The 13,175-nt window shown below is 55.1% G+C and carries 12 protein-coding genes; 5 read left to right on the top strand and 7 right to left on the bottom strand.

Annotation, left to right across the window (positions count from 1 at the left end):
• Positions 1 to 198: 198 nt before the first annotated feature.
• Positions 199 to 1,998 carry a 6-pyruvoyl-tetrahydropterin synthase-related protein gene (locus tag V0288_RS24120; protein ID WP_332867744.1) on the bottom strand — a complete coding sequence of 600 codons (1,800 nt, stop codon included), beginning with the start codon at positions 1,996 to 1,998 and terminating at the stop codon, positions 199 to 201.
• A gap of 108 nt (positions 1,999 to 2,106) precedes the next feature.
• Here V0288_RS24120 and V0288_RS24115 point away from each other — a divergent pair, with 108 nt between their 5' ends.
• Entirely contained in the window at positions 2,107 to 3,204 is a 1,098-nt protein-coding gene (locus V0288_RS24115; protein ID WP_332867743.1) for a DegT/DnrJ/EryC1/StrS family aminotransferase, read from the top strand.
• A 7-nt stretch (positions 3,205 to 3,211) separates the two neighbouring features.
• Positions 3,212 to 3,913 carry a glycosyltransferase family 2 protein gene (locus V0288_RS24110; protein ID WP_332867742.1) on the top strand — a complete coding sequence of 234 codons (702 nt, stop codon included), beginning with the start codon at positions 3,212 to 3,214 and terminating at the stop codon, positions 3,911 to 3,913.
• Positions 3,914 to 4,142: 229 nt separating this feature from the next.
• On the opposite strand, the gene V0288_RS24105 is transcribed toward V0288_RS24110, so the two are convergent.
• From V0288_RS24105 to V0288_RS24095, 3 genes are all read right to left on the bottom strand, one after another.
• Positions 4,143 to 5,297: an FAD-dependent oxidoreductase gene (locus V0288_RS24105; RefSeq protein ID WP_332867741.1), complete on the bottom strand. Its 1,155-nt coding sequence runs from the start codon at positions 5,295 to 5,297 to the stop codon at positions 4,143 to 4,145.
• Between the two features lie 195 nt (positions 5,298 to 5,492).
• Complete coding sequence (locus tag V0288_RS24100; RefSeq protein WP_332867740.1) at positions 5,493 to 6,470, bottom strand: glycosyltransferase family 2 protein; 978 nt, start codon at positions 6,468 to 6,470, stop codon at positions 5,493 to 5,495.
• 459 nt (positions 6,471 to 6,929) lie between these two features.
• Positions 6,930 to 7,685, bottom strand: a complete 756-nt coding sequence (locus V0288_RS24095) for a class I SAM-dependent methyltransferase (protein ID WP_332867739.1) — start codon at positions 7,683 to 7,685, stop codon at positions 6,930 to 6,932.
• Between the two features lie 1,106 nt (positions 7,686 to 8,791).
• Here V0288_RS24095 and purU point away from each other — a divergent pair.
• Entirely contained in the window at positions 8,792 to 9,646 is an 855-nt protein-coding gene (gene purU, locus V0288_RS24090; protein ID WP_332867738.1) for a formyltetrahydrofolate deformylase, read from the top strand.
• A gap of 93 nt (positions 9,647 to 9,739) precedes the next feature.
• Here the strand turns inward: purU and V0288_RS24085 are convergent, their stop codons facing one another.
• Positions 9,740 to 10,267 (bottom strand): GNAT family N-acetyltransferase, encoded by a 528-nt coding sequence (locus tag V0288_RS24085; protein ID WP_332867737.1) that lies wholly within the window; start codon positions 10,265 to 10,267, stop codon positions 9,740 to 9,742.
• Between the two features lie 93 nt (positions 10,268 to 10,360).
• Here V0288_RS24085 and V0288_RS24080 point away from each other — a divergent pair, with 93 nt between their 5' ends.
• Complete coding sequence (locus V0288_RS24080) at positions 10,361 to 10,597, top strand: hypothetical protein (protein ID WP_332867736.1); 237 nt, start codon at positions 10,361 to 10,363, stop codon at positions 10,595 to 10,597.
• A 3-nt stretch (positions 10,598 to 10,600) separates the two neighbouring features.
• Here V0288_RS24080 and ilvC read toward each other — a convergent pair whose 3' ends face one another.
• Positions 10,601 to 11,593, bottom strand: a complete 993-nt coding sequence (gene ilvC / locus V0288_RS24075; protein ID WP_332867735.1) for a ketol-acid reductoisomerase — start codon at positions 11,591 to 11,593, stop codon at positions 10,601 to 10,603.
• 444 nt (positions 11,594 to 12,037) lie between these two features.
• Here ilvC and ypfJ point away from each other — a divergent pair, with 444 nt between their 5' ends.
• Entirely contained in the window at positions 12,038 to 12,907 is an 870-nt protein-coding gene (ypfJ, locus tag V0288_RS24070; protein ID WP_332867734.1) for a KPN_02809 family neutral zinc metallopeptidase, read from the top strand.
• Here ypfJ and V0288_RS24065 read toward each other — a convergent pair.
• The gene (locus V0288_RS24065) at positions 12,888 to 13,109 is read right to left on the bottom strand and encodes a DUF6816 family protein (protein ID WP_332867745.1); all 222 of its coding nucleotides are present in this window, start codon (positions 13,107 to 13,109) and stop codon (positions 12,888 to 12,890) included. The two genes, ypfJ and V0288_RS24065, sit on opposite strands and share 20 nt — an antisense overlap.
• Positions 13,110 to 13,175 lie beyond the last annotated feature (66 nt).

Here is a 13,175-nt window from a genome sequence, read left to right as displayed (position 1 = left end):
GAACTATTTTACTCATTGTTGCTATTGTACCTCTTAGTTATGAAAAGGGCTGTAAGGAGAAAAGTTTTTGCCAGTCGTAGGGGCTTCGGCCTTACGCCCCTACTTTTCTCCAAAAAACCACCTCCCGCCTACTGCCTTCTGCCTCCTCTGACGTTATTACCGAATCGATCGCCGGGGACGGGATAGACTCTCGAAATTCTATCGGACCCGATCGAGCCGAACCGATCGAGTTTTTTTCCAGAGAAAGAAACCGTAACCGAGAACGATCGAGAGCGAACCGAAAGCGATCGCGATTCCCGCGATCAACGCGTCCGTTAGCCCGTAGGATAGCTCTACCGTGGAAGTCCCCGGTTCCACTTTAACCAGTACGGTTCCATCGTCGGCCTTTTCCAGAGGACGGGATTGACCGTTCACGGACAGGCGCCAGGCGGGATAATAAAACAGTCGTACCCGTAGGGTGGCGGGGGTAGTCGCCTCCACTTTCAAACGCCGGAAATAACTGTCCCACTTCTCGATCTCGAATCTCGCCCGGCCATCGATGAGCGAAACCCGAGGTTGACCGATCTCGGGAACGGGAAGGGGGATTCGCGCTCGATCTTCGGCGGAGGTTAACGGGATTCCCGAATCGGAATATCGCTCGCGGGTAAAGGGAGGATAATCGCCCCGTGGCGGGATCGGGGGACGGTACTCGGGAACATCGACCAATTTATCGCTAAAAGGATCGCGCAACATGATTTCCAGCCACTCGCGGATAAATACTTTACCCTGGGTGGGGCTGTGTAGGGCGGGAGCGGTGGCAAGAGACTGGAGACCGACGCGTAAGTTGAAGAGGATCGTCAGGGCGATCAGGGTCAGGACGAAAAATTTCCAAGCCCGGCGCTTTTGTAGCAACGCGTCGATCGCCATCGTGTACAGGGCGGCGGCCGCGAAGTAGAGGATAACGATAATACGCGGCGGTCTTTCCAGTTTCCGCAAAAGCGAACTCGCCTGCCAGATCCAGCTAGACCAATCACTGAGCAAGAATAAAGTTACGCCCATCGCCACCAGCGCGCCGATGACCTGCCATTTCCGATCGGGTTTCTCCCGGTTGAGGAAGAGAGCGATCGCCGCCAACGTCGCGAAAATCGACAATTCCCGGAAAAACGGCTCGCGGAAATTCTCGCGTAATAGCTCGAAAAAATGCAGGTAGTAGGGGGAAAAATCGATAATATACTCCACGCTGGTGAAGCGTTGTTCGAGAACCGCGGGAAGTAGGTAAAAACCGGCCATCGCCAGACCGAGCGCCATGAAAACCAGGGTCTCGATCGCCGTTCGCGGGGATTTCCGCCAGCCCGCGATCAGCGTGTACAGTCCCCCCGCGATGGCGTAGATCAGTAGGCTGGGGGTATGGGTTAACGCCACCAGCATCCACAGAAAAGCGAGACCGACCCGCCACCGGGGGCGATCGATCGCCCGATCGATCGTCCACACCCCGATCGGTATCCAGGCGAACCCGAACAGGGAGGCTAACGCTCCCCCCCCGAGGATACCGAAAAGATAGGGGGTGGTCATATAAAAAAGAGCGCCCCCTAGAGCGGCGGCACGATTCCACTTACTCCGTCCGTAGACGTAAAAAGATAACCCCGACAGAACAACCGCCAGGGTAAAAACGGCGCTCATCGTCCCTTCAATCCCGAATCCGAGTAATTGAAAGACGGAACCGATGTAATAGACCAGGGGTGGGTAGAACACGAAAGTAGGGCTACCGTAGCCGAAATTCGTTCCCGCCAGCCAGCGGGGATAGAGAATGCCCTCGGCGATCTGGTGCGAAAAGTGTTGAATCCAGGTGATATGCCAGCGCAGGTCGCCCAATCCGGTCAGTCCGTATCGGAGCATTCGGGCATTGATGACAAGCGCCATAAGGAGGATAACGATCACCGCCCCGATCTCCCAAGCTTTCGGGGAGATCGATCGGAGACGAGCGAGCGGCGTTTGTAGAGGGGACGTATCCGTGGACATATAACAAAATCTTCGATTCCCGTTCATGCTACGTTTGATGTTGGGAAAAGTCAAGGAGCCTATAATCGGGCAGATCGGCGCGTTCAATCTAGATATTCGGGGGTTTACATGATTCCTTTTCTCGATCTAAAACTTCAACACGCCTCGATCCGGACGGAAATCGACGAGGCGATCGCCCGAGTCATCGATAGTACCCAATTTATTTTGGGGGAGGAAGTGGAAGCCTTCGAGGAAGCTTTCGCCGACAAAGTGGGGGTTAAGTACGCGATCGCCCTCAATTCTGGGAGTAGCGCCCTACATCTAGCGTTTCTCGCCGCCGGGATCGGCCCGGGAGACGAGGTGATCACCGTCCCGATGACCTTCGTGGCTTCCGTGGCCACCATCGGTTACACGGGGGCGCGGGCGGTGTTGGTCGATATCGATCCCCGTTCCTATACCCTCGACCCGAACCGCATCGAGGCGGCGATCACCCCCCGGACGAGAGCGATCGTCCCGGTTCACCTCTACGGTCAACCGGCGGATATGGACCCGATCCTAGCGATCGCCCGCCGGCACGGTCTTCTCGTCATCGAGGATGTAGCCCAGGCCCATCTGGCCCGCTACCGCGATCGACCGGCCGGAAGCCTCGGCGAGATGGGATGTTTCAGTTTCTACCCCGGCAAGAACCTCGGGGCCTGCGGCGAGGGGGGAATGGTCGTGACCGATAACCCGGAGTACGCCCGAACGATCCGTATCCTCCGCGACTGGGGACAGGACGGAAAATACAACCACGTCCTCAAGGGCTATAACTATCGCATGGATGCCATTCATGGCGCGGTTCTGGCGGTTAAGCTCCGTTATCTAGAAAAATGGACGCGGGCGAGACAGGAACTCGCGGCCCGATACGATCGGGGTCTGGCGGATAGTGGTCTAGTCCTGCCGGCGGTCATGGACTACGCTCGACACGCCTATCATATTTACGCCACCCTTACCCCCGAACGGGATCGGCTCCGTCACGAGCTGGCCGAACGCGGCATTCAAACCAATATTCACTATCCGACCCCGGTTCATCTCCTACCCGGTTACGGCGATCTCGGCTATCGAGCGGGAGATTTTCCCGTGGCCGAACGGGTGGCGAGAGAGGAATTATCCCTACCGTTATTCCCGGAAATGACGGAAGAACAGGTCGATATCGTCTGTCAATCGGTTCGAGAAATTTTAAAATAGCGGAATTATGCAGTATCCAAGTGTATCGGTCTGTTTTCCCGCCTACAATGAAGCGGCGGTGATCCGGGAAGTGCTAGAGGAAGCCTATCAAATTATGGAGGCTTCCGGATTGGATTACGAGATCCTCGTCTGTAACGACGGTTCGCGGGACGGGACGGCGGAGATCGTCGATGAACTCGATCGAACGATCCCCACCCTGAAAGTGTTTCACAACGTCCCGAACCAAGGGATGCGCTACACCTACGAACTGCTCTACCATTCCGGCACGAAGGATTTTATCTTTCTCAACGATGCCGATCGCCAGTGGCCGACCGAATGCCTCTTCGATCTCCTCCGCCTAACCGAAGATTACGATATTGTCATCGCCAAACGCCGGAATAAAAATTACGGCTGGTACCGTCAATTCGTGTCCGATAGCTATAACCGGATCTGTCGCTGGGTGTTCGGGGTGAAAACCTACGACGCGGGCGCGGTCAAGCTGGTCAAACGGGAGATCGTCCATCGTTTCCCGCTCGTTTCCCTTTCCCCTTTCACCGAGGCCGAGCGGATTATCCGGGCCACCCGGGCCGGTTATCGCGTCACCGCTTGCGTGGTGGAGACCCGTCCCCGAGAGACCGGAGTAGCCACCGGAGCGAAGTTCGGTCTGATCTACGAGGCCCTTCAGGACGTGGTTCGCGTCTGGTGGAGTCTAAACGGGAAACGGAACTAGGATCGGAGACCTTTTGTACAATTTTGAAACTCCAAAAATTCCAAAAAGCAGGAGTTTTACAAGATCGATAGGGATTTCTCGCGATTATTATCTATAAAATTCTTTATCCGGTTCTTCCTCCTGACTCCTGACTCCTGACTCCTGACTCCTGGCTCCTGACTCCTGACTCCTGGCTCCTGACTCCTGACTCTCTAACCACATGACAATTTTTCAATTCCGCGCGTAGGTTTCAGGAAAACATCGACGCGAGAATACTTTCCCACTCGTAAATACTGTCGAGTTTGGAGCCGAGGACGGAGAAAACGAACGGGCCTCGCTCGAAATCCCCCGGCTGTCCGTGGTGGATCTGGCAGAGAATCGGTCGTCCATCATCGTTCTCGTGCTTGATCGGCACGGTTTTGAGTTCGTACAGCGAGCCGAGATACTCCACCTCCCCCAGACAGGGAACGAATCGCGCCGAATCGTTCCGCATGAACGGGAACCGGGTTTTTACCCGGCGCCGGTACTCGCGATAGATCTCCTCGTCCGACTCTCCAGAGCGCCCATCTACCTCCCAATAAACATGGGGCGTGTAGCGAACGTGGGTCAAAGACCAGCAGTTTTTCGCGGGGAAAGGAATACAGGAAAAGAACGCCCCGTCCATCACCGTGATGCCGTAGGGTTGGAAAGGGGGCGGGACTTTCACTAGGGTGATCTCGGCGATTTCCGTCTTCAGCTTCAGGGGGGAAAGCTGACTGTTTAATAGTAGAGCGTTACTGCCCGCGTACCCCGCGATCAGTACCCCGCGGGCGGCGATCGGTTCTCGGGTTTCCCCCGTCCGGGCGTTTTTCCCGTGCAAGATCACCCGATCGGACTCGATCTCCAATCGCTCGCAGAAATAATAGCGATGGTAGTCGGCGCGCTCGACCGCCGCCAACTGAGCGGCGATCGCTTCCCCCAGTTTTCGCGTGTCCAGGGTCGCTTCTTCGACGAGGTACAGTCCATCGAACATTTCGTCCTTCACTAAATACTGAAACTCCCGCGGGGCCGAAGCCAGGGGAATTCCCACCGTCGCGCAGAATTTCTCGAACTGAAACGCGTTACATTTGGAGTTCCCGGCGGCTATCCCGTAAATATGGCGGAAATTGTCGATCACACACTCGGCGTAGTCCCGCTTGAATCGATCGTAGTACCGATGCGATCCGAGCGCGGTCATCAGGCTTCTAGGATAGTGATAGCCGTTGTGAATCCGCGACTGGTTAGCGTAGGAAGCTCTCTGGAGGGGAAAGTCGCCGGCATCGACCAGCGCGACCCGATAACCGAGTCCGGCCAGCACGATCGCGCTCCGGGCGCCGAACCAACCCGCGCCGATCGCGGCGATATCGTAAAGCTTTCCCGTTTCCATAGATCTACGCGCGAATTTCAAAAGTTCTGAACGAGAAAGAATACAGGAGTCAAGCGGAAAAAGGAAGGATAAAAAATCCAAAAATTTCAGAAAAGAGATATTTATTCTGTATCACTCTACTTTTTGAAATTTTTAGACCGGAAAAAACGGAGGGCGCGAGAAATTCGATCCCGCTCCCCGCCTCGAAGATCCCCCTCACACCCGATCGACGATACTCCGGATCTGGAACTGGGTTCCGCCGATCTCCTGCCGGATATAGTATAAAGGCCGTTTCTTGGTTTCGATGAGGATACGGCCGATGTATTCCGATAACAGGGCTAAGAAGAAAAATAGTACGGAAAACAGCAGGGAAATAATAAAGATCAGTGAAGTCCAGCCGTCGGCGATCGGGGTATCCGACCAGAATTTCTCGACGAGCACGTACCCGGCCAGGAGCATCAACATCCCGCTGATCGAGATCGCCATCAGGGACATATAGCGTAGGGGAAGGGTGGAAAACGAAAAGCTCGCGTCCAGGGCCCGGCCGATCGTCGCCAACCATCCCGAGCGGACGCGCGACGATCGCTCGGGAAATCGGAACGGGATCGAGCCGATGCGATAACCCACGTAGGCGTAGAGGATTTTCAAGTAACGGTTGTGTTCCTTGAGGGCGGTGAGCGCGTTCACCGTCTGCCGGTTCAGCACCCGATACGGGCTGGCATCGACGGGCATCTCGAACTTGGTCAGATGGGAGATCAAGCCATAGGAGAAGCGACCGAACACTCGCCGGAGCGGGGATTGCAGGGTACGCGAGATGTCGGCCGCGTACACCACGTCTAGCCGATCCCCGACGATCTTCTCCAGGAGGCGGGGGATAATATCGGGAAAGTTCACGACCGCGGTATCGATTAACAGGACGTAATCGCCGATGGCTTGCTCTAATCCGGCGGTTACCGCGATCTCGTGGCCGTAATGTCTCGATAGGACGATTAGCCGCAAATTCATATCCCGCTCGGCGTAATCGGTAGCGATCTCTACGGTTCGATCCCGAGAGCCGTCGTCGATCAGGATAATCTCGTAGTTATGAACCAGGGAGGGAACGAGTTCGGCCATCGTTTCTATAAAGAAACCGATGGTTTTTTCCTCGTCCCGTATAGTCACTAGAATGGATACGATCGGGTCTTTGAGTAACATATACTGTTTTACCGGGACTAAAAATTAGGGTTGGAAATGAGGCTTCCCGACCGTGAGGTTTTGGGTGGATATTGCGCCCCTAATTATAGCGATTTTCTCCAGAAAAATATCCTGGAAAAACCTGATTTTTCGAGTACTGGAGCGAGGGGGTTCTCGCGAGTTTCCCGCTCGATCGAGGAAGATACCCGGCGAGGGCCGATCGCTCGGGTATCCGATCTACCGGGAATCGCGGAGACGGGCGATCGAGGATCGATGACGACCCCTAACCCGCCGCCCCCCTCTACCGGGGTAGAGAACGAACCGGTCGCTCCCGGTTAAAAGAGAAGGCCGCCCGCGTTTTCCGAGTTCTGGCCAAGACCCGCGAGAGGTCGTCCTCTCTCGAACACGGCGTTACTCTTGGCTAATTATCTAGAATTATGCCGGGAGAACTTCTCCGCATTCCGAGATTTCGGGAAAAACTTAACTTTCTTCTTTGGTGGCTACCAATAGCAGGGAAACCCCGAAAGGAATGGCGACCCGCCCGACGAGATGGCGCTCGCTCGCGAACAGAAAAGTTAACAAACGGTTCAACCCCGGAGAGGGCAGGGATTGATCGGTGGTTTGATGGTGCGCGGGGGAAAATCGGAACAGGCGCGCCAACACGATCGCCGGGAATAAAACCGTGTTGAAGAAACTGGTATACTCTACTTTCCATCCCGCCGAGCGCGCGACTCGAATCAATCCTTTCCGGCTATAGCGACGCAAATTCTGCCAGGATTCATCGTGACGGCTCCATAGCCAAGCGTAAGCGGGAACGGTCATCACCAGATACCCGCCCGGTTTCAATCGCTCCCGTAAGGCTTTCAACGCCGCGATATCGTCCCCGACGTGCTGGATCACGTCTAGCGAAACGATCAGATCGAAACGGCGATCGCCAAAAGGAATCTCGTCGGGTAAACACCCGCGCCGGATCTCGCCGATATTCCGCGCGCGCGCTAATTCTAGGGCGATTTCCGTCAGATCCATCGCGTGGAGATGACCGTAGCGGGCGAGCGTTGCCAAACTCCCCCCCGTCCCGCAACCGGCTTCCAGAATGTCGGCGTTATCCGGTAGGGGTAAACCGCGGATCACCCGATCGAGAATCTGTCGTCGGGCGACAAACCACCAGTGTCGATCCTCGATCTCGGCCATCTGTTGAAAAATTGTCGTATCGGGACTAAATTTCCCAGAACTCATACTACGTCTCTACAGTGATAGATTAGGCGAACCGAGCGAGAGCGGTGACGGTACTCGAATTTCTCGGGGAAAAATCGATCGCGCGACCGACTTGTCTCGCCGGGATTTTTCGATCTCGTATTCCGTCCGAATAAGCGGTTAGGCATCGGTTGGAACCGAAGCGCGAGCGGGCGGGAGGCGATCGGGAAAATTGGATCGGGAGTACAAGTTTAACCGGGCGACCGCTTATTTCGGGCATATTTGGCTATATTTTTTGGGTAATTTTTCTGTAGAAATTCTAACACGAAAAGACCCAAAAAAAACGACCGTAAAACCTAAAAAGAACGGCTCTCCCGTCGATCGCTCGCTCGGTTTTCCCGCCCCGATCGGTGGTTACTCTCCGTGTCCTCCGCGGTTCGATTCTCCACGCCCCGCGGACACCGATCGACGAACTGTATCGCGAATCACCTTGAACCGCCCCGATGCAAGAGATCCCGGAATTCCCCCGATCGAGGAAGATAGCTCTCCCGGACTTCGCGGGAAAATATCGGGGAGTATCGATCGCCTCCCCGGCCGGTAAGCCCGGCAAGTCCTATCCAAGAGCGATCGGGGGCGATCCTTAATTTTTTCCTAAATCCTGATAGTTGACCGTTTGTTGCCCTAAAATAAATCAGATCCGTTAATAAAAATCGAAAACGGTTTCCGATCTCGATCGTCGATTCGATTCGCCTTCATCCCCACCCCGAGCGGCAACGTCAACCTCGTAATGGCTTACCCCTCTTGCCGGTGAATGTCAGGACTCGATCGCCCGCCTTATCCCGATTTTCTGGAGTTCTAGCCGGGATACGGTCGGGGGAAAAGGAAAAAAAACCGAGCCGATCGCCTTGACCGAAAACCGACGGGTTACAAGCCTCCCTTTGGAAGGGCAAAAGTTTTCACCGGTCGTGGGCGAGCTTCGGCCGAAGCGCCTCCAAAAACCCGCCGACCGTCTTCTCTGACCCTTTACCCTGTAATCGTTCCCCGTTACCGGCAAGTCTGTCCTGTTTTCGACATTCGGGATCGCTCTAGAATCGGGACAGCCTAAACCATCGAGAAATAACCACTTTCCGACTCCCGCGAGCGAATGTATGAAAGGTGACACCGCGACCCTATTGATCTCCTGCCCCGACCAGAAAGGATTGGTCGCGAAAATCGCGAATTTTATCTATTCCAATGGCGGGAATATCATCCACGCCGATCAACATACGGACTTCTCGGCCGGGTTGTTTCTCCTGCGCGTGGAATGGCAGTTAGAGGGCTTTCACCTGCCCCGATCGATCATCGAATCGGTTTTCGCGGCCAATGCCAAACCCCTACAGGCCGAGTGGTCCCTGCATTTTTCCGATACCGTCCCCCGCGTCGCGATCTGGGTGACGAAACAGGATCACTGTCTCCTCGATTTACTCTGGCGACAACACGCCGGGGAGATCCGCGCCGAAATCCCCCTGATTATTAGTAATCATACCGATCTATACCCGATCGCCAATCAATTCGGTATCGAGTTCTACCACATCCCGATCACCGAGGAGAATAAAATTCAACAGGAAGCGAGACAATTAGACCTTTTACGCGAGTACCGCATCGATCTGGTCGTTCTCGCCAAATATATGCAAATTCTCACCCCCGACTTCATTAACTTTTTCCCCAACGTGATCAATATCCACCATTCCTTTCTACCCGCGTTCGCCGGTGCCAATCCCTACCAACGCGCGCACGAACGGGGGGTGAAGATTATCGGGGCGACCGCCCATTATATCACCGCCGATCTCGACGAGGGGCCGATTATCGAGCAGGATGTCGTTCGGGTTAGCCATCGGGACACGGTAGCCGACCTGATCCGCAAGGGCAAAGATCTCGAAAGAATCGTTCTCGCACGCGCGGTTCGCCTGCACTTACAGAATCGGATTCTCGTGTACGGTAACCGTACCGTCGTTTTCGCGTGAGGGATACGGGCGGGGAAAAGGCTTATCCTTCCACCTTTTCCCTTTAACCTTTCCCCATTACAAACCAGTCCGTCTTGTTGGGAAAATACGGGATTAAACGGAGCTAAACTCCGATCGATAGCGGATTACCCCCGAATAACCCGCGAGACAACCGGGGCGGAGTTCCCGCGCCATAAACACCTCGTCGGGAACCGGGTACTCGCAGGAGAAACCCTTTCGACGCGCGGGAAAAAAACCGAAACGCGGGTAATAATCGGGATGTCCCAGAACGAACACCGCGTCGAACCCCCGATCGCCACATTCCCGTAAACTATACGTGATTAACCCGGAACCGATCCCCTGACGTTGATAATCGGGCGAAACCGCCATCGGAGCGAGTCCGAGCCAGCGCGATCGGGTCTCTCCGTCCGAATCTAAGGAAACCGGGCTATAGAGAATATGTCCGATCACCTGTCCCGCCAAGAGAGCCACGAAAGAAAGAACGTTCCCGTTCGATCGCAGGATATCGACTAAATTCGCCTCGTTTTCCCGTCCGAAAGCCGATCGCTCGACCGCGTGTACCGCCGCGATATCGGCGGCCATTTCCTCGCGAAATTCTAGGGATCTCGAACTAGCTATCATAGAGTTTTGTATTGGTTCGAGAAAGTAGAGAAAGATTTTTTTTCTAACCGGGTATAGTAAATCACAACCGTTTGTATTTTACCCGTTCAGAGTATGCCTATCAGACTGATCGGTTTTATCCTACTGGTTTCCACGATCGGTTTTATCACCGTCGGCGATCTCGTTTTGCCGCGTCCTTTGAGTACCTATAGCCGCGGTACCCGCGAACAGATCAACCGTTGGATGATCGCCGCCCTGCCCAAACCCACGCCCGAACGCCCCAGTAAAAAGAGGGAGGCGCAAAGAGAAGAGTTTCTCCGTCGCGCCGACCCCTCTACCGCGAAACCCTAGAAATTAGCGTTTCAGCCAACTCATCATCGCCCGGAGGTCTTTGCCGACTTCCTCGATGGGGTGTTCCGCTTCCTGACGACGCATGGCGGTGAATCCCGGTTTACCGGACTGGTTTTCCAGGACGAACTCGCGCGCGAACTGTCCGGATTGAATTTCCTTGAGGATCTTTTTCATCTCGGCTTTGGTCGTGTCGTTGACGACGCGGGGGCCTCGGGTATAGTCGCCGTATTCCGCGGTGTTGGAAATGCTATCGCGCATTTTCGCCAGACCGCCCTCGACGATCAGATCGACGATTAATTTAACCTCGTGTAAACACTCGAAATACGCGAGTTCCGGCTGGTATCCGGCTTCCACGAGGGTCTCGAATCCCGATTTAATCAGGGCGCTCAATCCACCGCAGAGAACCGCCTGTTCGCCGAAGAGGTCGGTTTCCGTTTCCTCGCGGAAGGTGGTTTCTAAAACGCCGGCGCGGGTGCCACCGATACCTTTCGCGTAGGCCAGGGCGCGATCTCGGGCCTGGCCGGTCGCGTCCTGATAGACGGCGAACAGCGCGGGAACCCCCTGACCCTGTTCGTAGGTGCGACGGACGAGGTGGCCGGGGCCTTTGGGCGCGACCATTACCACGTCCACATCGGCCGGGGGAACGATCTGGCCGAAATGAATATTGAATCCGTGCGCGAAGGATAATACTTTGCCCGCGGTGAGATGGGGCGCGATCTCGTTGGTGTAAATCGTTCTCTGAACTTCATCGGGTAGGAGGATCATGATCCAGTCGGCGATTTTGGCCGCTTCGGCCACGTCGTAAACCGGGATTCCGGCTTCTTTGGCTTTTATCGCCGATTTACTGCCCGGATAGAGACCGACGATCACGTTAACGCCGCTATCCTTGAGGTTGAGGGCGTGGGCGTGACCTTGCGAACCGTAACCGATAATGGCGATCGTTTTTCCCGCCAGTAAGTCTAAATTGGCATCTTCGTCATAGTACATCCGTGCCATCGAACGCTCTCCTTGTTTTCGTGCGAACTCTTTATTATACTGGAAAGTTAGGGCTTTTCCGGCGATCGAGGCAGAGAGTTTCGGGTTCGATCGATCGTCATCGCGGGTTGTAGTATTTCATTTCTTCCCGGTGGCGATCGTATCGATAGAATCGGTTCAGAATCCGCGGGCGATGAATCTCTCTGAAGATAGATGTAAGCAAATGAAGAGTGACCGCTAGTTTTCGTCATCGTTGGCCATCTCGAATTCGCGCGCCCTCGACGATCGGGTTCCGAACTTTTCCAAATATTCGGCGAAATAGTCGGGGGATCGATCGGGGGAGCGGCCGCTCTCCGTTCGCGGGATAGCGGAAAACCGATCGCTGAAATCAATCTAAAAGAGAGTCCGATCGCTTCTTCCCCGGCTTTAAGATAAATTGAAGCGTAAAAAAACGGGAGTCGGATCATGCGGTGGCAATTCGGGCGTAGAAGTAACAATGTCGAAGATCAGAGAGGTTCGGGAGGAATTCCGGGCGGTATGGTGGTGAGTGGCGGTATCGGGACGGTAATCCTCGCGCTGATCGCCATGTTTCTGGGGGTCGATCCCTCGATTATCCTCAATGGCGCGGTTTCGGTGAATAATAACCCCTATCCCGCTCAAAATACCGCTCCGGGTCAAACGTCGCCGCGCGAGGATAAACTGGCCGATTTCGTGTCCGTGGTTCTCGCGGATACGGAAGATACCTGGAGCCAGATCTTTCGCGAGAATGGCGCGGTGTATCAGGAGCCGAGATTGGTACTGTTTAGCGGGACGGTACAATCGGCCTGCGGTTACGCTCAAGCCGCGATGGGGCCGTTTTATTGTCCGGCCGATCGAAAGGTGTATATCGATCTGAGCTTTTATCAGGATTTAAAAACCCGTCACAATTCCCCCGGCGACTTCGCTCAAGCGTATGTAGTCGCCCACGAGATCGGGCATCACGTTCAAAATCTCCTCGGCATTTCCTCGAAAGTGCAGTCTCTACAGAAACAGGTCGGCGAGGTCAAGGCTAATCAACTCTCGGTGCGATTGGAGTTACAGGCGGATTGTTTCGCGGGGGTGTGGGCGAACCGGGCCGATCGGGAGCGGCAGATTATCGAGTCCGGGGACGTGGAAGAAGCGCTCAACGCGGCCAGTAATATCGGCGACGATCGATTACAGAGTCAGGCGCGCGGTTACGTGGTTCCCGACTCTTTCACCCACGGTAGCTCGGCCCAACGGGTTCGCTGGTTCCGCAAGGGTTTGCAAACCGGGGATATTAATCAATGCGATACCTTCAGCGTGGCGAAACCGTGAGCGGCGACAGTTCCAACCGATAGCGATCGAGGGCGACCGGACGCGAGCGCGCGCGAAAATAATCGGGATCTCGGGGAGATAGATAAACCGCCGCGATCTGATCGGCGACGATTTTCCCGTCGGGTAGCCGTCGGTAATCCGTGGTCACTTCCACCTCGTCGAGGTAAACATCCCCCGCGCCGCGGAAAATTTGTTGGCTGATTTCCGTGGCGAGAATAACCAGTTAATAAAATGAGGGGAGCGCGCGCCACTCTCGTCATGTCTCAAG

The sequence above is a fragment of the Pannus brasiliensis CCIBt3594 genome (genome assembly GCF_036688125.1).
GTDB lineage: Bacteria > Cyanobacteriota > Cyanobacteriia > Cyanobacteriales > Microcystaceae > Pannus > Pannus brasiliensis.
The sequence above is the reverse complement of the archived record's forward strand: the minus strand, read 5'-3'. Positions and strand labels throughout refer to the sequence as shown.